Here is a 20,332-nt window from a genome sequence, read left to right on the forward strand (position 1 = left end):
CGGCGCCTTACAGCCCCAGTTCCAGCGCCAGCAGGTCGGCCAGTGGCTGGCGCCGGCGGATCAGCTGTGGCTGGCCGTTGGCGAACAGCACTTCCGGCAGCAGCGGCCGGCTGTTGTAGTTGGAGGACATGCTGGCGCCATAGGCGCCGGTGTCGTGCAGCACCAGCAGGTCGCCGACCTGGGCCTGGGGCAGCAGGCGCGGGGTCAGGCATTCGTCGTCCTGAGTGAAGATGTCGCCGGACTCGCACAGCGGGCCGCCGACCACGGTCAGCTGTTGCGGGCGCTGCACCGGCTGGCCGGCGGCGTCCAGCAGGCTCATGCCGTGGTAGGCGCCGTACATGGCCGGGCGCATCAGGTCGTTGAAGCCGGTGTCCACCAGCACGAAGTGATGCTGGCCGGCGGTCTTCACCACCCGCACTTCGCTGACCAGGCAACCGGCCTCGGCCACCAGGAAACGCCCCGGTTCGATTTCCATGCGCACGCCGTGGTCCAGGTAGGCCTCGATCTCCCGGCGCGCAACGCTCCAGGCATTGGCGTAGCGCTGCACATCCACCGCAGTGTCGCCGTCGCGGTAAGGGGTGGACAGGCCACCGCCGATGGAGAACGCCTCGATGTCGTGGTCCAGGGATTTCACCGCCGCCACCATGGCCGCGCCCACTTGCTCCAGGTGGTCGTAGTCGACCCCGGAACCGATGTGCATGTGCAGGCCCACCAGGTGCAGGCCGTGCTGGCGGATCACCGCCAGGGCTTCGTCGACCTGATCGTGCCAGATGCCGTGCTTGCTGTTCTCGCCGCCGGTGTTGGTCTTGCGGCTGTGACCGTGGCCGAAGCCCGGGTTGATCCGCAGCCAGACCCGATGCCCCGGGGACTGTTCCCCGAGTTGACGGAGCATGTCGATGGAGCCGGCGTTGACTTCCACTTGCAGCTCCACCACACGCTTGAGGGTGGCTTCGTCGAACAGGTCGCAGGTGAAGACGATACCGGCATCGACCGGGCTGAAGCCGGCCAGCAGGGCCCGCTCGATTTCCCCCAGGGATACGGCGTCGACCCGCACCCCGGCTTCGCGGATCAGGCGCAGCAGGTGCAGGTTGGACGAGGCTTTCTGCGCGTAGCGCACCACGTCGAAGGCCTGTAACTGGGCAATGCGCGCCTGGATGGTGGCGGCGTCATAGCACCACAGCGGGGTGCCATATTGGCGGGCAGCGGCGACGAGTTGAGCGGGAGAGAAGGGAATGGCCATGGCGATTGCGGTCTGTGGTCAGTGAGAGTGGCTGCAGCATGCCGATTTCTGGCTATTCAATAAAATATCTATTCTTTGTTGCATGATTCAGATTTGATATGGGTCGAGCGATCAAGCGAGCCTTTGTTCATGGACATCTCCCTGCGGCACATCGAAGTATTCCGCGCCATCATGCAGGCCGGTAGCGTCACTGGCGCCGCGCGCCTGCTGTTCACCTCGCAGCCCACGGTGAGCCGGGAACTGGCGCGGCTGGAAGCGCTTTCCGGCCTGCGCCTGTTCGACCGTGAAGGCGGGCGCCTGCTGCCCACGGCCCAGGCCATGCTGCTGCTCGAGGAAGTGGAACGGGCCTATGTGGGGCTGGAACGGATCAACAGCGTGGCTCAGTCGATCCGTCGTTTCGAGCATGGCCAATTGAGCCTGAGCTGCCTGCCGCTGTTCTCCCAGACCCTGTTGCCGAGGGTGTGCAAGCACTTCCAGGAGCGGCACCCGGGGATCGGCCTGAGCATCACCGCCCAGGAATCGCCGCTGCTGGAAGAATCCCTCAGTGCCCAGCGCCATGACCTGGGTCTCACCGAAAGCGAGCACCTGCCACGAGGCACCCAGGGGGAACTGCTGTTTTGCGCCGACATGGTCTGCATCCTCCCGGACGACCATCCGCTGCTGGCCAAGTCGCGGCTGGCCTCTGAAGATTTTCGTGGGCAGAACTTCATCAACCTCTCGGGCCTGGATATCTACCGGCAGACCCTGGACGAGCACTTTCGCCAGGCCGGGGTCGACCGCCGGGTGGTGGTGGAAACCACCAACGCCGCCTCGGTGTGCGCCATGGTGCGACAGAAACTGGGGGTGGCGATCATCAATCCCTTGAGCGCCATGGAAGAGGTGGGGCGTGGCTTGGCGATCCGTCCGTTGCAGTTGTCGGTGCCGTATCGAGTGATGCTGATCCGCCCTGACTACCGGCCTTCATCGAGTTTTGTCGAGGGCTTCTGCGAGTCGTTGCGGGGTGAGGCGGGGCGTCTGGATGAGCAGTTGAGCAGGCTAGTGCAGGCGCTGTAACTGCAACAGCGCCTCTAGTGTGGCGAGGAAACCCTAGCGCTCGATGGCCAATGCCACGCCCTGACCGCCGCCGATGCACAGGGTCGCCAGGCCTTTCTTGGCATCGCGCTTGAGCATTTCATGCAGCAGGGTCACCAGCACCCGGCAGCCCGACGCGCCGATCGGGTGGCCGATGGCAATGGCGCCACCGTTGACGTTGACCTTGCTCGCGTCCCATTCCAGCTCCTTGGCCACGGACAGGGATTGTGCGGCGAAGGCTTCATTGGCTTCGATCAGGTCCAGTTGGTCCAGGGTCCAGCCGGCCTTGTCCAGGCAGCGACGGGTGGCGGAGACCGGGCCGATGCCCATGATCGCCGGGTCAACCCCGGCGTTGGCGTAGGCGGCGATTCTGGCCAGGACCGGCAGGCCCAGGGCCCGGGCCTTGCTGGCGCTCATCAGCATCACCGCGGCAGCGCCGTCGTTCAGCGCCGAGGCGTTGCCGGCGGTGACGCTGCCGTCTTTCTTGAACGCGGGCTTGAGCTTGGCCAGGGCTTGGGCGGTGGTGCCGGGGCGTGGCTGCTCGTCGGTGGCGAAGGTCAGCGGCTCGCCCTTGCGCTGGGGAATCTGGATCGGGGTGATCTCGTCGACAAAGCGCCCGGCCTCGATGGCCGCTGCGGCCTTCTGTTGGGAAGCGGCGGCGAAGGCGTCCTGGGCTTCACGGCTGATGCCGTACTTGTCCACCAGGTTCTCGGCGGTGATGCCCATGTGGTAGTCGTTGAAGGCGTCCCACAGGCCGTCGCTGATCATGGAGTCGATCATCTGGCTGTGGCCCATGCGCAGGCCGGTGCGGGCGCCGGGCAGCACGTAGTTGGACAGGCTCATGTTTTCCTGGCCACCGGCGATGATCACTTCGGCATCGCCGCAGCGAATGGCCTGGGCGCCCAAGTGCAGGGCCTTGAGGCCCGAGCCGCAGACCTTGTTCAGGGTCATGGCGGGCACGGCGTGGGGCAGGCCGGCCTTGATCGCGGCCTGGCGGGCGGGGTTCTGCCCGGCGCCGGCGGTGAGCACCTGGCCCATGATCACTTCGTCGACCTGGGCCGGGTCGATGCCGGTCTGGGCCAGCAGTTGGCGGATCACCGCGGCGCCCAGGTCAACGGCGGGAATGCCCGCCAGGGAGCCCTGGAAACTGCCTACGGCGGTACGAGTGGCGGCAACGATGACGACGTCTTGCATGATGGGGCTCCTCAGGCGAACTGCATTTCAGGCACGTGGTCCGGCACGATCAGCTTGCCGGCGGTCTTGCTGACGATTTCCTCGACGCTGACCCCGGGGGCGCGCTCCTTGAGGATGAAGGCGCCGTTCTCGATCTCCAGGTAGGCCAGATCGGTGAGCACGCGCTTGATGCACTGGGCGCCGGTCAGCGGCAGGCTGCAGCGGCTGAGCAGTTTGGATTCGCCGTCTTTGGAGGCGTGGGTCATGGTGACGATGATGTTCTCGGCACCGGCCACCAGGTCCATGGCGCCGCCCATGCCCTTGACCAGCTTGCCGGGGATCATCCAGGAGGCGATGTTGCCTTGCACGTCCACTTCGAAGGCGCCCAGCACGGTGAGGTCGATATGGCCGCCGCGGATCATCGCGAAGGATTCGGCGGAAGAGAAGATCGAAGCGCCGATGCGTGCGGTCACCGTCTGTTTGCCGGCGTTGATCATGTCGGCGTCGACTTCGTCTTCGGTGGGGAAGGCGCCCATGCCCAGCAGGCCGTTTTCCGATTGCAGCATGACTTCCATGCCGTCGGGGATGTAGTTGGCCACCAGGGTCGGGATGCCGATGCCGAGGTTGACGTAAAAGCCGTCCTGCAGTTCGCGGGCGACGCGCTGAGCCATTTGTTCGCGGGTAAGAGCCATGTTTGTTGTCCTTTTAGTCGGGCTGGGGAAGGGCGATCACTTGCGCACGGTGCGCTGTTCGATGCGCTTCTCGAAGGTGCCGCAGATGACCCGGTCGACGTAGATGCCGGGGGTGTGGATCTGCGTCGGGTCCAGCTCGCCCGGCTCGACGATTTCTTCCACTTCGACCACGGTGATCTTGCCGGCGGTAGCCGCCAGGGGGTTGAAGTTCTGCGCGGTGTGGCGATAGACCACGTTGCCGAAATGGTCGGCCTTCCAGCCCTTGACGATGGCGAAGTCACCGGTGATGGACTCTTCCATCAGGTAGGTGCGGCCCTTGAATTCGCGGGTTTCCTTGCCGTCGGCCACTGGGGTGCCGACGCCGGTGGCGGTGAAGAAGGCCGGGATACCGGCGCCGCCGGCGCGCATTTTTTCCGCCAGGGTGCCTTGGGGGGTCAGTACCACTTCGATTTCGCCGCTGAGCAGCTGTTTCTCGAACAGGGCGTTTTCACCGACGTAGGAGGCGATCACCTTGCTGATCTGGCGGTCTTCCAGGAGCACGCCCAGGCCGAAACCGTCGACCCCGCAGTTGTTCGACACCACGGTCAGGTCGCGGGTACCGCGACGCTTGATCTCGGCGATCAGGTTCTCGGGGATACCGCACAGACCGAAGCCGCCGGCGATCACGGTCATGCCGTCTTGCAGACCTTCCAGGGCTTCCTCGTAGGACGCCACGCGCTTATCGAAACCTGCCATTTGCACCATCCTCTTTCTTGTTCGTTGGCGGCTGGCCAGCCGTTTGCGGATCAGTGTTGCGCTGCGGGATTGATTTGTTAAGTTGATTTTTAAGGTTGATTGATTTGAAAAGCAGCATAATCAGCTCCAAGCTCCAAGCTCCAAGCTCCAAGCTCCAAGCTCCAAGCTTGCGGCTTGAAGCTTATAGCTTGCCGCTGCTCTCCTGAGGATGACAGATGACGGTTAAACAGATACGGGCCTTTCTGGCGGTGGCCCACAGTTTGAGCTTTGCCCTGGCCTGCGAACGCCTGCACCTGTCGCAGTCGGCCCTGAGCCTGACCATCAAGGCCCTGGAAGAAGGCTTGGGCGGGCGCCTGTTTACCCGCAACACGCGCAACGTCGCCCTGACCCCGGAAGGCGAGGCCCTGCTGCCTCTGGCGCGACGGCTGATCGCCGACTGGGACAACGCCGAGGACGAACTGCGCCAGCGTTTCACCCTGCAACGCGGGCGGGTGACGGTGGCGGCCATGCCGTCCTTTGCCGGCAACCTGCTGCCGCCGATCCTCAAGCACTTTCGCGCCCGTTACCCCCAGGTCAACGTCACGGTCAACGACGTGGTCAACGAGCAGGTCCTGGAAATGGTCCGCGACCGCGAGGTGGAGCTGGGGGTGGCCTTCGAACCTCAGGACAGCTCTTCCCTGCAGTTCACCCCGCTGTACGTCGACCGTTTCGTGGCGGTGGTGGCCAAGGATTCGCCCCTGGCGCAGCGCAGCCGCATCGATTGGCAGACGCTGTTGCAGGAGCCCTTTATCACCCTGCAGCGGCCGTCCATGGTGCGGGTGATGCTGGAGGATCACCTGCGGGCCCGGGGCGTGCAGTTGCCGGTGGAATTTGAAAGCCATCAGTTGGCGACCGTGGGACGCATGGTCGCCAGCGGCCTGGGCGTCAGTGCCGTGCCGGCGCTGTGTGCCCAGCATATGCGCGAGCTGGGCGGGCATTGCCTGACTCTGGACGAGCCGGTGGTGGAGCGGGCCATCGGCGTACTGACCAAGCCGGGGGACGAACTGTCCACCGCGGCCCAGGCGCTGTTCGACATCCTGCGCGAGGAAAACCTCGGCCTGCGCGTGGCAATGCTTTGAGGCTTAGCGCAGCAGGCGCTCGGCCAGCAGCGGCAGCAGTCGGTCGCAGGGCTCGCCGAGCTTGAGGTCCAGCAACTCGTCGGCGCGGGTCTTGCCGAAGTTGATGGCCAGTAGCGGCTTGCCCTGGTCAGCCACCGCTCGGCACAAACGAAACGCCGAATACGCCATCAGCGATGAACCCACCACCAGCAGGCCGGCGGCCTCGTGCACCGCCCCCAAGGCCCGGGCGGCGGTGGTCTGGGCGACGTTTTCGCCGAAGAACACCACGTCGGGCTTCAAGCGGTCGCCGTCGCAGTAGGGGCAACGGGGCACCTGGAAGCGCTCCTCGAACGCCGGGTCCAGCAGGGTGTCGCCATCCGGCGCCTGCACCGCGTCGACGCCGGCCAGGTAGGGATTGTGCGCCTCCAACTTCAGCTGGATGGCATCACGCTGGCTGCGTTGGCCGCAGTCCAGGCACAGCACCCGATGCAGGCTGCCGTGCAATTCGATGACTTCCAGGCTGCCGGCCTGATCGTGCAGGGTGTCGACATTCTGGGTGATCACTCCGGCAATCCGGCCGGCTGCCTGCAATTGCGCCAACGCCTGGTGCGCGGTATTGGGCCGGGCCTGGCGAATGCGCGGCCAGCCGAGCATGGCCCGGGCCCAGTAGCGACGACGGGCGTTGGCCTGGCTGACGAACTCCTGGTACATCATCGGCTGCTTGCCACGGCGCACGCCTTCGCTGTCGCGGTAGTCGGGGATGCCCGACGGGGTGCTGATGCCGGCCCCGGTCAGGACCATGAAAGGCTTGCCGTGCATGGCGGCGGCGAGTTGCTCGAACGGTGGGGCAGTGGGGTGGTCGATCATGGGCTGCACTCGTTTCCAGTGGCCAGGGACGCCTACCAGAAATAGACGCAAAGCCTTCGCGGCGCCAGTGTTTTACCCAAGGTTCAGCGCCGGGGGCCGAACACCGACTTGGGCGATTTGCCATAGAACCGGGTAAAGGCCGCGCTGAAGTTGCCGGGAAAGCGGTAGCCCACTTGATAGGCCGCCTGGGCCACTTGGCAGCCGCCTTCCAGCAGGCGATGGGCATGGCCCATGCGGATTTCCAGGAGCATGCGTTGCGGCGTGGTGTTGTAGTGCTCGCGCAGGCCCTGCTTGAGCTTGAACTCGTTGAGACCCACAGCGGCGCACAGATAAGCCACGCTCAAGGGCTGGTGCATCTGCTCGAACATCAGGTCGCGCACCTGCTGCAGCCGTTCAAGATCGGCGGCCTTCAGGCGTCTGCCCGGGGCGACAGGGGCGGGGGCCAGGGCCTGCAATTGCAAGGACAGCAGGCTCAGGGCGTGGATGTGCAGCTCCAGCGTTGGTGGCGGCTGCCGGCCCAAGGGTTGGGCCAGGGCACTGAGATGGCCGGCACTGGCCCGGGAAGTGGGCCCGCAGGCCAACAGCTGCAAGGCGTCCTGGCCCAGCAACTGGCGAGCCCGGGCGGGGCCCAGATACTGCTGGAGCAGGGCTTCGCCCACCAGCAGGCGCAGTTGCTCCACCGTTTCATTGGCGCCATAACGGCGTTCGCCCCGGCTGGCCTGGAAGGCGGTGACGGTGGTGTGTCCGGCGCGAAACGCCAGGCTCGAACCCTTGGCGTCCAGGTAGCCCGAGGTGCCTTGCAGGGCACAGGTGATCACCAGTAGACGGCCGGCGTGGCAACTGCTGGCCTCTTCGATCAAGGGGCGATTGGGGTGATAGCGCGAGCGCACCAGGGTCAGGTCCGGGGCCAGGGGCAGGCTCTCGAAATGGCAATCGCCCAGGGCCTGGGGCAACTGCTGGCGTGACCCGCCGCCCGGGGCCTGGCTGTGCTCGCGTGGTGCGTGGCACGGCAAGCGATAGGACTGGGAAGAACCGGGTGCAACGGCCATGTTCGCGCTCCTGCAATGGATGTTCTGCGTTTGCCATGGGAATGGATCCGTTTCCCATATGAACACGCATGATAAGCATTCTCGCTAAAAAGTAAGCTGTTTCCCACGCTGGGGTGAGCGTTGCAATCTTGCGGCGCCCCACCTGCAAAGGAGCAAGCAATGAACCCTCAGAACTTGAAAACTGCCAGTCCCCGGGGGCTCTGGCTGCGCGTGGTACTGGTCTGTGCCATGGGCCTGCCGATGCTGATCTTCTACGCCATCGGCACCCTCGGGCCCTTGCTGATCGCCGATCTTGGGGTGGCGCCCCATTGGCTGGGCTGGCTGGTGATGAGCGCCTTTGGCCTGGCGGCAGTGCTGTCCCTGTGGGCCGGGCCGCTGGTGAACCGGCTCGGCATCCGACGAGGCCTGGCCTTGCTGTTCTGGGCGACCCTGGCGGGGTATGGCCTGTTGGTCAGCTTGCCGGGATTTGCCGGGCTGCTGCTGGCCCTGGCGATCTGCGGAGTGGCCCAGGCCCTGGCCAACCCGGTGACCAATCTGCTGGTGGCCGAGTGTGTCGAGGCCCGCAGCAAGGCCGCGGTGGTGGGGCTGAAACAGTCCGGGGTGCAACTGTCCGCGCTGATCGCCGGCCTGTTGCTGCCGCCTCTGGCCGGGTCTCTGGGCTGGCGCGCAGCCCTGGCCTGCCTGCTCCTGCCGACTTTGCTGCTGGCCCTGTGGGGGCCAAAGGTGGCGCCGGGCAGCGCAGCGGGCAAGACCATGAGCCTGGAGATTCCCCGGCCGAATTCACGGCTGACGCTGCTGCTCAGCGTGCAGTTGTGTGTCGGCCTGGTGCTCTCGTCCTTCGTGACCTTTCTTGGGGTATTCGCGGCTCGCCAAGGGGTGGCGGTCGGCGAGACCGGGGCCATGGTCGCCGGGTTCGGGGTCATGGGCATCCTGGCCCGGACCCTGCTGACGCCATTGGCGGCACGTATGGCCGAGGAATCCTGGCTGCTGCTGACGCTATTGCTCCTGGCCAGCCTGGCCCTGGCGGTGACTGCCCAGGCCACGCCCCAGGCGCACTGGCCCTTGTGGTTCGGCGCCCTGGGCATGGGCCTGACCGCCGTGGCCACCCATGCCATCGCCATGAGCATGCTGCTGCGCGATCCGGCCTTTGGCAGCCCGGCCTCCGCCTCGGGTCTGCTCTCGGCGGGCTTCTTCGCCGGGTTCGCCCTTGGGCCGGTGCTGTTCGGTGCCGTGCAGCAAGGCGTGGCGGATTTTGCCAGCGCCTGGCTGATGCTGATCGCGGTCCTGCTGCTGGGGGCGGTGCTGAGTCTGCTGCTGGTGCGTGCCCGAGCTCTTGAGTCGGGCAGTGCCAACGCCAGTCCTAGAGCCTGAACACGTTCACCTGCTGCTCCAGGTTTTGCGCCAGTTGCTGCAGGGAGCGGGCGGTTTCGGTGGTTTCTTCCACGGCCTGGCTGTTCTGCTGGGACATCTGGGCGATGCGTTCGACATTGCGCGCCACATCCTGGCTGGCGGCGGTCTGTTCCCGCAGGGCCAGGGAGATCTGGTCCACCACCCGCACCACATTGCCCGACGAGGTGCGGATGTTGACGATGGCCTCGCCGGCCTGCTGGGCCAGTTCGACGCCGCTCTTCACCTGATTGACCCCGACGTCCATGCTGCTCACCGCTTCCCGGGTGCCCATCTGGATCTTGTCGACCATCTCGGTGATCTCCTGGGTCGAATTGGCCGTGCGCTGGGCCAGCAGGCGCACTTCATCGGCGACCACGGCAAAACCACGGCCCTGTTCCCCGGCCCGGGCGGCTTCGATGGCCGCATTGAGGGCCAGCAGGTTGGTCTGTTCGGCGATGCCCTTGATCACGCTGACAATGCTGGAGATCTGTTCGGCGTGCTGGCCCAGTTCGCCGATCTGACTGGCCGAAGCCTGCACGGTTTCGGCGATCAGGCGCATGCTGCCCAGGGTGTCCTGGATCACGCTGCCACCTTCCTCGGACTGACGCCCGGACTCGCTGGACAGGGCGTGGGCATCCCCGGCGTTGTCTGCCACATGGTTGATGCTCACCGTCAGCTCTTCCACCGTGGCGGCCATGGAGGAGGCCGAGTGGGACTGTTCCTGGGCCGAGGCCGAGAGCTGCAACGAGGCACTGGAAATGCTCTGGGAGGCACTGACCAACTGGTCGGCCCCCAGCTTGATCTGACTGATCATGGTCCGCAGGCGCTCCTGCATGGCGGCGAAGGCTTGCAGCAGGTTGCTCACTTCATCGCGGCCCGTGGTGCTGATGCTGCTGTCGAGACGGCCGGCGGCGATGGCCTTGGCCACCTCCACGGCCTGGCGGATACGTCCCACCAGATTGCTGGACAGCGACCAGGCAACGAGCATGGCCAGCACCGCCGCCAGCAAACCGCCACCGATCAGGACCGCCAGGGCGGAAGACTTGGCGGCGTCCATGGCCTGGCTGCGAGCGTCCTGCAGGCTTTTTTCCGCTTCGCGCAACTCACTGGTGAGTTGGCGCATGGCGTCCATCTTGGCCTTGTCGCGGCCGGCGCTGATCTGCGCGGCCATGGCTGCTGCAGGCTGGCTCCCGGCATTGATCGCCCGGCGCAGGGCCAGGTTGCCCTGGACGTCGTCTTGCAGCCACTGGTCGTGCAGGGCCTTGAGTCGCTCCAGGCGCGCCTGCTGTTCGGGGTTGTCGGCGGTGCTGTTTTTGATCCGGGCGTAGTCGTCGGTAAAGGCTTTTTCGCCTTGCTCCAGAGGTTCGAGGAAGCTGTCGCGGCCGGTCAGGGCATAACCGCGCATGCCGGTCTCGATGTTGATCAGGCTGCGCAGCAGGGCGTCGGACTGGCTCAGCACTTGGTAACTGTGGATGTTGCTTTTGACACTGCTGCTGACCTGATCGAAGCCGCGCAGGGCCGCAAGCACCAGCAGCAGGAGGATCAGCAGGACGACGCCGAAACCGGCATAGAGCTTTTGCGAAATGCTCAGATTGGAAAACATAGGAAGGACCGCTCCTAAACCGTTGACTGAATGCTTCACAAGGCCGTGCCTCGAAGACGCAGCGTGATAGCTCAATGATGTTTAAATGACATCAACGGTCCGACTTTTTCTGTACAAAAAAAGTTTCATGTACAGGAAAGTTTTTTTTGCGGGGTTTGCACAGGGGCACATCGAGCATCGCCCTGAAGGGCGCTGCTCGATGTGCGGCAGGGTTCAGCTGGAGTGGGCGTTGCTGTCTTCCTCGGGATCGACGCTTTCAGGTTGCCCCGGCAACTCGGTGATCACGCTGAAATCGCTGACTTCCACCGCACCCAGGCCGTAGCCCAGGAGGTGGAAGGAGAAGGCCTTGCGGGTTTCCGGGTTGTCGAAGCTGAAGTCCATCTGCAACGGCTGGTCGGGGGTTACCAGCATCTCTTCCGGCAGGCCCAGGGGCACGTCCTGTTCCAGTTCCTTGCCCTTGAGCAGGATGTAGGCGTTCTGCTGCGGGTCGGCGGAGCGCACGGTGAAGCGCACCCGGGTCTGGGAGCCCTTGGGCATTTCCAGGTACTGGGCACCGATCAGGTTGTCGGCCCAGTCATCCTTGATCTGCGCCTGCAGCGGGATGATCGCCGGGCTGCCGAACTGATAGTGCTGGTTCAGTGGCGATTGCAGCAGGCTGCGATCCAGGTGCGCGGCCCGGGCACTGATCTGCCGGGCCCGCAGACCGCCGTACTGGCCTTGCAGGCTGGCGCTGTCGGCGATGAAACCGGGGCTGGCGTAGTAGCGGCAGCGTTGCTGGAAATCACACTCGGTGAAGGTGCCCTGGCCGTCGTGGTAGCGCAGCTTGCCGTTGGTGTAGGACATGATTTCCCGGCCCTGGGCGTAGTCGCGAAACAGCGAGCGGCCGCTGAGGCTGGCGGGCACCGGCAGGCCGAAGTAGTCCAGCACCGAGGCGCTGAGGTCGACGTGGCCGTAGGTCCCGGACTTGAGATGGGGCAGCAGGTCCTGGTCCGGGGCCAGTGTCAGGTTGAAACCCCAGGACGAGGCCAGACGCACGCCGTCGATGCCGTGGGATTCATCGGAGGTGATGATCACCAGGGTGTCCTTGAGCACCCCCTTGCGCTCCAGGCCCTTGAGGAACTGGTCGATGGCGTCGTCCAGGTAGCCGACCGCCGCCTGCTTCGGCGTCTCATAGCGCTCCAGGTAGTCCTCGGGCGCGGAGTAGGGCTGGTGGGTGCCGACGGTGAGCAGGGTGAGCATCCAAGGCTGTTTTTTCTTCTTCAACTGATCGACGTAGGTCAGTGCACCTTCGAAGAACGCCTTGTCGTCCTTGCCCCAGGGGAACTCCAGGTAGTTGTCGTTCTTGAACCACTCCAGGCCATGGGTCGCGTCAAAGCCGATGTGCGGCATGATCTTGTCTTTGGCCATGAAGCGCAGGCCGGCGCCTTGCAGGTAGTGGGTGTTGAAACCGAACTTGTGCATCTGCGCGGGCAGGCAGGCCTGGTTGCGCTGGCTCTGGGTGAGCATCTCCACGCCTTTGGGGGTGCCGTTGTCGAGCTTGTCGTAGTCGCCGCAAAGCATGGCGTACAGGCCGCGAATGGTCTGGTGGCTGTGCAGCACGTAGTCCGGGGTGTTCATGCCGCGTTCGGCCCAGGCGCTGAGCTTGGGCATCAGGTCTTCCTGGTAGTGGCTGTTCAGGGCCTCGCGGTTGGTACGGATATAGGCCCCGGGAATGCCTTCCAGGGTGATCAGCAGCACGTTGCGCGCGCGACCGGCGCTGGGCAGCAGCGGCTGGCCTTCGAGGTCGAGACGGGTCAGGCCGGCCATGGGCGGCGGCACATCGGCGACATCGCCTTGCAGCCAGTCTTCAACCCTCATCTGCGCCTGGCCGGTGGCAGTGGCCAGGGCCTGGTGGGGCAGGTTGAACAGCTGCCACTGATCGGCTTCGCTGGGTTTCAGGTACTGGGTGGCGCCGTGGGCCAGGAACAAGCCCAGCGGCAGAATCCAGAGTGTGCGTGGCAGTGCCGGGGCCTTCACTGCGCGACTGCTGCGCTGGACCACCAGCCACAGCACCAGCCCCAGCAGCAGGGTCAGCCCCAGCTCAGGGTGGGTCAGGCCGCCGCCGGTGGAATTGCCGACAAATTGCGGGTCCACCAGGTAGTGCAGATCGGCGAGGTTGGGCATGCGGCCCACGGCACTCACCAGCTCGGCGCTGACCAGGGTCAAGAGTGCCCAGACCAGCAGCACCGGCAGCGCCAGCCACCAGGGGCGGCGGTACAAGAGCAGGGTCAGCAGACTGGCGCTGGCCAGGTCGGACAGGTACCCCAGCGGGTTGGACCAGCCCAGGGCCAGGCGCGCGCCCATTGGCACCAGCAACAGCAGACCGAACAAAGCACACAGGGGAGCGAGGGGGTGTTGTAGGCAACGACGGATCAACTTCACAAATAACCTGCCTGTCATTAAATCTTCACACAAATGTGCGCGATGTTAACAAGAGTGGCAGGCAAGACGTTTCTTATTCGTGGGGGGAATTCAGTTTTCGCCGAGTTGCGAATTGGCCTGGGTGTTCTTCAGATTGGGCTGAGGGCCCGTGCTCAGGCGTCTGGCGGCGGTTAGGGGCGGAGCCGTACGTGGCGGGATTTACTATTTCAGAGTGTGAAAAAACCAGCACCGCTGGATCTGCTCCACGTTGATGGCGCCGAACTGTTGCAGGCGCTGGCTTGCCAACGAAAGCGTCCGCGAGGGCGGTGCCGGGCTTGCGGGGCTTTTCGCCGGCAAGCCGGCTCCTACGGGGGGCTGTGCAATTTTGTGGGGCTTATGTAGGAGCTGGCTTGCCAGCGAAGGCGTCGGCCAGGGCGGTGCAGGGCTTGCGCGCCTGTTCGCCGGCAAGCCGACTACGGGGAGCGGGCCTATTCGCCGCGGATGTATTGCTCCAGCTGGCGGATCAGATCGGCCTGTTCGGCGATGGCTTCCTTGACCAGGTCGCCAATGGACAGCAAGCCCAGCAACTGGCCGTTCTCCACCACCGGCAGGTGGCGCAGGTGGCTGTCGGTCATGATGCTCATGCAGGTTTCCACGCTCTGGTGGGAGTCCACGGTAATGACCGGCGAGCTCATGATGGCGCTCACCGGGGTGCCCACTGAAGAGCGGCCGTGGAGCACCAGTTTGCGCGCATAGTCGCGCTCGCTGATGACCCCGACCACTGCGCCGTTTTCCATCACCGGCAAGGCGCCGACGTTTTTCTCGGCCATCAGCATCAGCGCTTCCAGCACCATCTGGTGCGGGGCGATGGTGTGCACTTGCTGGTTGTGCTTGGCCTTGAGTTTCAGCAGTTCTGCGACGCTCTTCATGGGGCGCTCCGATGGTTCTACGTGGGGCGGCGATGCGCCGCCCTGAGGGGTTTCTAAAGAATCGTAGAGACTGGGCCAACCGGCAAGGCTGAAAACGGCAGATAAACGGCGAAAAACGTCAGCCTGGAGGTTTTTTTCAGGGCGGCCCCCATTTGGAGGCCGTTGCCGTCAGTTGAAGCGCTGCAGGGAAAAGCTGCTCAGGTCGATTTCGCTGCGGCCCTCGACCTGTTGCTGGGCCAGGGCTTCGCCAATCGCCGCCGAGTGCTTGAAGCCATGGCCGGAACAGGCGCTGACCACGGTGACGTTGGCCAGGCGCGGATGGCGGTCGATGATGAAGCCCGAATCCGGGGTCACGGTGTAGGCGCAGACGCTGGCCTTCACCAGTTCCGGCGCCAGCCCGGCCATGTGCGGCGCCACCAGGTCGCGGAACAGGCGCTGGGCATCGGCATCGCTGGGCTGGCGGTCGAGGCTGTCCGGCTGGCTGCTGGCGCTGTACTGCTCGGTGGCGATCTTCACGCAGCCTTCGCCGGGAATCGGCGGGAAGCCGTAGCAGGTGTCGACATCGTCGGCGCTGTGGAGGATGAAGCTCGGCGAGCGCGTCGGGTAGTGTTGCGGTTCATCGAGGCGGAACCAGTACAGCTGCTGGCGACAGACCTGCAGCAGCGAGTCGAAGGGTGCCCCCAGCAGTTGCGCCGACCACATGCCGGCGCTGACGATGACTCGCCGGGCGCTGATCGACGAACCGGCGCTGATGATCTCCACCCCCTCGGCAGCGGACTTGAGCTCCAGCACCGTCTGGCCGGTGATCAGGGTCGCGCCCAGTTGCCGGGCCCGGGTCAGTTGCGCGTCGATGCAGCGCTCCGGTCGGACAAAACCGCCGCCGGGTTCGAAATAGCCCCGGGCGCTGTCATCCAGTGGCGCGAACTGCGGGAAGCGCCGGCGGATCTCGGTGGCGTCCAGCACTTGGTGCTCGATGCCATAGCGTCGGGCCAGCTCGATGCTGTTGTCGGTGAAATCCCGGGCGTCCGCCGGCCGCTGTGGGTCGGTGCTGGCGGTCATCACCAGCACGCCGCACTGCTCGAACAGCTGCACGTCCAGTTCGCCTTCCAGTTCGCGCCAGATCTGCTGCGAGCGGATCGCCAGGGGCACATAGGCCGCACCTTCACCCACCGCCTGGCGGGTGATGCGAGTGTCGCCATGGCTGGAACCCTGGTCGTGAGGCGGGGCGAAGCGGTCGATGCCCGCCACCTTCACCCCGCGCTTGGCCAGTTGATAGAGAGTGGCGGCGCCCATGGCGCCCAGGCCTACGACGACAACATCGAAATCAGGTGTCTGCACGGCAAGATCCTTGGGGGGATGAAGGCTCAGCGGTTATTGATAGTGGCCAGGGTCATGGGCGCGATGATCCGGTGGAAGGGGGCCACCGGCAGCATGTACAGGCGCCCCAGGCCGTTATGCGGATGGACCACGGTGGACAGCACCACCGGGCGCAGGCCCTCGGCGTTCAGCGGCTGGCGGTTGAGGGACAGGTGCACGTCCAGATGTTTGTCGCGGTCCACCACCAGTACTTCATCGGGGCTTTGGGAGATCAGGGTAAAGATGCCGACCCGGTCGCCGGGCTGGTAATCCTCGTCGGGGCGCGCCAGGTCGATGCGGGTCAGGCGTCCGAGGTCCTTGAGGCCGAACAGCTGCACCACGCGATTGCGCAGGCCCATCATGCGGTCGATCCAGGCCGGGGTCTGGCTCATCAGGTTCAGCAGGTGGCGCATGGCGCTGCGTTCGGCGTCGGTCGCCAGGGTGCGGCGGCAGTCGATGAAAGTCGCGCCCGGGGCCAGGGCGGCGATGCTCGAGTCACTGGGCAGTGGGCAAGGGTGAACAGCGGTTTTCATCGATACGGCTCCCTGTAGAACTGGCGGCTTGGGCTGCATGCCGATCAGCCACGCCAGAAGCGGCAAAAAATACCACTTCTTGGGGCGCAGAACTTACTGTTGTGCAGCGGCCAGTTGCCGCTGGGCAAGGGTTGCCATTGCCAGGTGGCAGCGCGCAGGGATTCGGCGGTTATCCGCGCTGCTCGGGCCGGAATCAGCAAAAACACGCACGAAGTTGCCAGTAGGTCGAAGGGACCTGTGCCGGCCATTGAACGACGGAATTGGCTGGCACGCGGACTGAATTCCGCCAACGCAATGGCTGCTTGCCACTTAAGCCTGCTGGCGGACCGCGGCTTTTTCCCCCTTGGCGGCCGGCTCGGCGTTCTGTAGCAGCAACTGGCCGAACTCCTGGGCCGCCGCCGTCTTTTCGCCGCTGCTCCAGGCCAGCAGGAAGCGCGCTCCGGGCAACCCCGGCAGGCCGTATTCACCATCGACGATGCGCAGGCCCGGGCGCAGGTCGCTGGCCATCTGCACGGTGACTCCGAGACCGGCGAGCACTGCCGTGCGAATGCCTTCCTGGCTTGGCGAGCTGAACGCCACATGCCAACTGGCGGCGCTTTCGCCCAGGGCATCAAGGCCGATCTGCCGATTGACGCAGGGGGCCGGCGCCAGGGCCAGGGGCAGCGAGGCGCCCGGGGCCAGGTCGAAGTGCTCGGCGGCGACCCAGACGAACCGGGCGCTGCGCAGCACGGTGCCGCTGTCGCGCCGCCCCGGCTCCGAGAGCACCACCGCCAGGTCCAGTTCCCCGGCCTTGAGCATCTGGCGCAGGTCCAGGTAGGTGCCGACGCTGACGTCCAGGCGCACCTCGGGAAAGGCTCGGGAAAACTGGCAGAGCAGTGGCGGCAGGCGCTCCCCCATAAAGGTCTCGGGCACCCCGAAGCGCACCACGCCACTCAGCCGCGACGGCTGGAAGCGCCGGGCCAGGGCGTCCAGGGAGGCGAGGATCTGTTGCGCGTGCTGCAGCACTTCCTGGCCGTCTTCGGTCAGGCTCAGGCGCCGGGTGGTGCGCAGCAGCAGGGGCCGGCCCAGTTGCTCTTCCAGACGGCGGATCTGATGGCTGACCGCCGACTGGGTCAGGTTCAGGCGCTTGCCGGCGCGGGTGAAGCCGGCACATTCATGGACTGCGACCAGGGACCGCAGCAGGGTGGGATCGATGTTCAAGGCAGGCTGCCATTCATGATGGAGATTGCTCAATCCTACAAAATCTAATCATTTCCGTCATTGAGTGGCGTTGCCCAGACTTGACCCCTCAGTCGCCCCGGGACGGGTGGCGACACCACTTGCGGACAACCCTCGATGCCTCAACCTTCTTCACGCAACACCCTGGCCCTGGCGGCGGTCTGCCTGGCCGCGCTGATGTTCGGCCTGGAAATCTCCAGCGTGCCGGTGATTCTCCCGGCCTTGGAAGACCGTCTGCAGGGCCGCTTTACCGACCTGCAATGGATCATGAATGCCTACACCATCGCCTGCACCGTGGTGCTGATGGCCACCGGCGCCCTGGCCGATCGCTTTGGCCGCAAGCGGGTGTTTGTCCTCAGCATCGTCGCCTTCGGCCTGGCCTCGCTGCTCTGTGGTCTGGCCCAGAACATGACGGTGCTGATCGCCAGCCGGGCCCTTCAAGGCCTGGCCGGGGGCGCGATGCTGATCACCCAGGTGGCGATCCTGTCCCAGCAGTTTCGTCAGGGCCGTGAGCGCAGCCGGGCCTTCGCCGCGTGGGGCGTGGTGTTCGGCATTGGTCTGGGGTTCGGGCCGATCATTGGCGGAGCGATCCTGTCGCTGTCCAGCTGGCCGTGGATTTTCCTGGTGCACGGGCCGCTGGCGCTGCTGACCCTGGGACTTGCCGTGGCCGGGGTCGAGGAGGCCCGTCAGGCACGGGTCGGCAAGCTCGATAGCGCCGGCATCGTGCTGCTGTCGCTGGCGGTGTTCGGCCTGACCTTTGTGCTGACCCAGGGCCCGACCCTGAGCCGCTTCAGCGCCCTGGCCGTGGTGCTTGCGACCCTGGGCTGCTTCGCTGCCTTTATCCGTGCCGAGCGCCGCAGCCGGCAACCGATGTTCGAGCTGGGGGTATTCAGGAACCGCCGGTTTTCCGGGGCGTTGCTCGGTTCCATGGGGATGAATTTCAGCTTCTGGCCGTTCATGATCTACCTGCCGATCTACTTCCACGGTGCCCTGGGCTACGACAGCCTGCACAGCGGGCTGGCGCTGCTGGCCTATACCTTGCCGACCCTGATCCTGCCGCCCGTGGGCGAACGCCTGGCCCTGCGTTTCGAGGCCGGTTGGGTGATTCCTCTGGGGTTGTCCGGTATCGGCCTGGGCTTTGTGGCGATGTTTGGTGCCAGCCAGTGGGCCGCCAGCAGCGGTGTGTTCATGCTGCCCGGCGCGCTGCTGGCGGGGATCGGTCTGGGCATCTGCAATACGCCGGTGACCAATACCACCACCGGGTCGGTGCCCGCCGATCAGGCCGGCATGGCCTCGGGGATCGACATGAGTGCGCGGATGATTTCCCTGGCGCTGAACATTGCCTTGATGGGCTTGATCCTGGTGGCGGGGGTGGGCGCCTACCTGCGGCGTCACCTGAGTGGGGCGCTGGATGCCGGGCAACTGCGGGGTTGGGCGCAGCAGATTGCCTCTGGCAGCGGCTCTTTGGACGCTTTGCCGTGGCTGGCGGAAGGTACGCCGCAGGCGGCCCTGGTCCATGGCTTTGGCTGGGTCATGCTGTACGGCGGCTTGAGTGTCTGGGGGCTGGCATTGTTCAGCCTGCTGATATTCGCCCCATGGCAGCAAAAGCCAGCGGAGTCGATCGCGCAGTAGCCGCTGCCGCGTGTCAGCGAGGTTGCGAAAAGCGGTCGCAGGCCCTTGTGTTGCCCCAGCCGTTCGCAGCCTGCGGCGGCAGGGAAAGCAAAAAAGGCGCCCGAAGGCGCCAAGGATTCACCCCAACCGAGGGAGCCGGGTGAAGCCGTTCGCAGGAGTGTCGCGGTGGTAAGGCGCGACATGAACGGAAAAAGGCGAGCCGTGCCCGCCAGCGGCGGGCACCTTGAATCATTTACCCAGCTTGATCCGGGTCCAGCCGCGGTTCATCACGCGCTGGATGGCAATCGGCTGGTCCGGCACCGCGTAGAGGGTGGCCAGCACATCTTGCGGCGGGTAGGACGCCGGGTCGTTGCGGATCGCTTCGTCCACCAGTGGCGTGGCTGCCGCGTTGGCGTTGCTGTAGCCCAGGCTGTTGGTGACCTCGGCGATGATGTCCGCGCGCATCAGGAAGTTCATGAACAGGTAGGCGTTGTCGACGTTGGTGGCGTCCTTGGGGATGGCCATCATGTCGTAGAAGCTGCCGGCGCCTTCCTTGGGAATGCTGAACGCGACCTTCTCCTTGTTGCCGGCCTCTTCGGCGCGGGAACGGGCTTGCAGCACGTCGCCGGAGTAACCCACGGCCACGCAGATGTTGCCGTTGGCCAGGTCCGAGATGTACTTGGAAGAATGGAAGTAGGTCACCGAAGGCCGGATCTTCATGAACAGCTCCTGGGCTTCGAGGATCTGCGCCTTGTCCTTGCTGGTCACCGGGTAGCCCAGGTAATGCAGGGCCGCCGGGAGCATCTCGGTGGGCGAGTCGAGGAAGCTGATGCCGCAGGCCTTGAGCTTCTCGGCGTTCTCCGGCTTGAACAGCAGGTCCCAGGAGTTGGTCGGGGCATCAGTGCCCAGGGCCGCCTTGACCTTGTCCGGGTTGTAGCCGATGCCGATCGAGCCCCACATGTAGGGGAAGGCGTGGGCGTTGTCCGGGTCGCTGGCGGAGGCGTTCTTGAGCAGCACCGGGTTGAGGTTCTTCCAGTTGGGCAGCTTGGACTTGTCCAGCTCCTGGTAGACCCCGGCCTTGATCTGCTTGGCCAGGAAGCTGTTGGACGGCACCACGATGTCGTAGCCGGACTTGCCAGTGAGCAGGCGCGCTTCCAGGGTTTCGTTGCTGTCGAAGACGTCGTAGGTGACGTGGATACCGGTTTCGGCCTCGAACTTCTTCAGGGTGTCCGGGGCGATGTAGTCCGACCAGTTGTAGACGCGCAGCACCTTGTCGTTGGCTTGAGCGCCGGTCACCAGTGCGCCCATCAAGGACACTGAGAGCAGGGTTTTGGCGAGCAGTATCCTGCCAGGCATTTTCATCACTACA

General features: G+C 65.2%; 17 protein-coding genes and 1 pseudogene. 4 read left to right on the plus strand and 14 right to left on the minus strand.

Annotated elements, in window-relative coordinates:
* Positions 1-7 precede the first annotated feature (7 nt).
* Positions 8-1,240, minus strand: a complete 1,233-nt coding sequence (lysA, locus tag P7C00_RS12635; RefSeq protein WP_346636373.1) for a diaminopimelate decarboxylase — start codon at positions 1,238-1,240, stop codon at positions 8-10.
* Between the two features lie 129 nt (positions 1,241-1,369).
* Here lysA and P7C00_RS12640 point away from each other — a divergent pair, with 129 nt between their 5' ends.
* Positions 1,370-2,293 carry a LysR family transcriptional regulator gene (locus P7C00_RS12640; protein ID WP_346636374.1) on the plus strand — a complete coding sequence of 308 codons (924 nt, stop codon included), beginning with the start codon at positions 1,370-1,372 and terminating at the stop codon, positions 2,291-2,293.
* Positions 2,294-2,326: 33 nt separating this feature from the next.
* Here P7C00_RS12640 and P7C00_RS12645 read toward each other — a convergent pair whose 3' ends face one another.
* The 3 genes from P7C00_RS12645 to P7C00_RS12655 are packed head-to-tail and all read right to left on the minus strand — an operon-like array spanning position 2,327 to position 4,911.
* Positions 2,327-3,505, minus strand: coding sequence for an acetyl-CoA C-acetyltransferase (locus P7C00_RS12645; protein WP_404939262.1), 1,179 nt, complete (start codon positions 3,503-3,505; stop codon positions 2,327-2,329).
* Positions 3,506-3,516: 11 nt separating this feature from the next.
* Positions 3,517-4,176: a CoA transferase subunit B gene (locus P7C00_RS12650; RefSeq protein ID WP_011060620.1), complete on the minus strand. Its 660-nt coding sequence runs from the start codon at positions 4,174-4,176 to the stop codon at positions 3,517-3,519.
* A 36-nt stretch (positions 4,177-4,212) separates the two neighbouring features.
* On the minus strand, positions 4,213-4,911 hold the full coding sequence (locus P7C00_RS12655) for a CoA transferase subunit A (RefSeq protein ID WP_011060621.1): 699 nt from the start codon (positions 4,909-4,911) through the stop codon (positions 4,213-4,215).
* 215 nt (positions 4,912-5,126) lie between these two features.
* On the opposite strand from P7C00_RS12655, the gene P7C00_RS12660 reads away from it, so the two are divergent.
* On the plus strand, positions 5,127-6,029 hold the full coding sequence (locus P7C00_RS12660; RefSeq protein ID WP_346636020.1) for a LysR substrate-binding domain-containing protein: 903 nt from the start codon (positions 5,127-5,129) through the stop codon (positions 6,027-6,029).
* Positions 6,030-6,032: 3 nt separating this feature from the next.
* On the opposite strand, the gene P7C00_RS12665 is transcribed toward P7C00_RS12660, so the two are convergent.
* Both P7C00_RS12665 and P7C00_RS12670 read right to left on the minus strand, forming a co-directional pair.
* Complete coding sequence (locus P7C00_RS12665) at positions 6,033-6,875, minus strand: NAD-dependent protein deacetylase (RefSeq protein ID WP_404939264.1); 843 nt, start codon at positions 6,873-6,875, stop codon at positions 6,033-6,035.
* A gap of 83 nt (positions 6,876-6,958) precedes the next feature.
* A complete protein-coding gene (locus P7C00_RS12670; RefSeq protein ID WP_346636022.1) occupies positions 6,959-7,924 on the minus strand; it encodes an AraC family transcriptional regulator in 966 nt (321 codons plus the stop codon).
* 159 nt (positions 7,925-8,083) lie between these two features.
* Between P7C00_RS12670 and P7C00_RS12675 the strand changes: the two genes are divergently transcribed.
* Positions 8,084-9,295 (plus strand): CynX/NimT family MFS transporter, encoded by a 1,212-nt coding sequence (locus tag P7C00_RS12675; RefSeq protein WP_404939266.1) that lies wholly within the window; start codon positions 8,084-8,086, stop codon positions 9,293-9,295.
* Here P7C00_RS12675 and P7C00_RS12680 read toward each other — a convergent pair.
* From P7C00_RS12680 to P7C00_RS12710, 7 genes and pseudogenes are all read right to left on the minus strand, one after another.
* Positions 9,285-10,148 (minus strand): methyl-accepting chemotaxis protein, encoded by an 864-nt coding sequence (locus P7C00_RS12680; RefSeq protein ID WP_404939968.1) that lies wholly within the window; start codon positions 10,146-10,148, stop codon positions 9,285-9,287. The genes P7C00_RS12675 and P7C00_RS12680 overlap by 11 nt on opposite strands.
* A 39-nt stretch (positions 10,149-10,187) precedes the next feature.
* Positions 10,188-10,916: pseudogene (locus P7C00_RS12685) on the minus strand (CHASE3 domain-containing protein); the annotation flags it as partial.
* Between the two features lie 213 nt (positions 10,917-11,129).
* Positions 11,130-13,355, minus strand: coding sequence for an LTA synthase family protein (locus tag P7C00_RS12690; RefSeq protein WP_404939268.1), 2,226 nt, complete (start codon positions 13,353-13,355; stop codon positions 11,130-11,132).
* A gap of 449 nt (positions 13,356-13,804) precedes the next feature.
* A complete protein-coding gene (locus tag P7C00_RS12695) occupies positions 13,805-14,245 on the minus strand; it encodes a CBS domain-containing protein (RefSeq protein WP_123724511.1) in 441 nt (146 codons plus the stop codon).
* A gap of 168 nt (positions 14,246-14,413) precedes the next feature.
* The gene (solA, locus tag P7C00_RS12700; RefSeq protein ID WP_404939270.1) at positions 14,414-15,583 is read right to left on the minus strand and encodes an N-methyl-L-tryptophan oxidase; all 1,170 of its coding nucleotides are present in this window, start codon (positions 15,581-15,583) and stop codon (positions 14,414-14,416) included.
* 26 nt (positions 15,584-15,609) lie between these two features.
* Positions 15,610-16,134 (minus strand): DUF2867 domain-containing protein, encoded by a 525-nt coding sequence (locus P7C00_RS12705; RefSeq protein WP_346636031.1) that lies wholly within the window; start codon positions 16,132-16,134, stop codon positions 15,610-15,612.
* 309 nt (positions 16,135-16,443) lie between these two features.
* Positions 16,444-17,334, minus strand: coding sequence for a LysR substrate-binding domain-containing protein (locus tag P7C00_RS12710; RefSeq protein WP_404939272.1), 891 nt, complete (start codon positions 17,332-17,334; stop codon positions 16,444-16,446).
* A 135-nt stretch (positions 17,335-17,469) separates the two neighbouring features.
* Between P7C00_RS12710 and P7C00_RS12715 the strand changes: the two genes are divergently transcribed.
* Positions 17,470-18,984 carry an MFS transporter gene (locus P7C00_RS12715; protein WP_404939274.1) on the plus strand — a complete coding sequence of 505 codons (1,515 nt, stop codon included), beginning with the start codon at positions 17,470-17,472 and terminating at the stop codon, positions 18,982-18,984.
* A gap of 228 nt (positions 18,985-19,212) precedes the next feature.
* Here the strand turns inward: P7C00_RS12715 and P7C00_RS12720 are convergent, their stop codons facing one another.
* Complete coding sequence (locus P7C00_RS12720; RefSeq protein WP_404939970.1) at positions 19,213-20,319, minus strand: polyamine ABC transporter substrate-binding protein; 1,107 nt, start codon at positions 20,317-20,319, stop codon at positions 19,213-19,215.
* Positions 20,320-20,332 lie beyond the last annotated feature (13 nt).

It is taken from the genome of Pseudomonas sp. JDS08PS003 (assembly GCF_045013505.1).
Taxonomy (GTDB): Bacteria; Pseudomonadota; Gammaproteobacteria; order Pseudomonadales; family Pseudomonadaceae; genus Aquipseudomonas; species Aquipseudomonas protegens_B.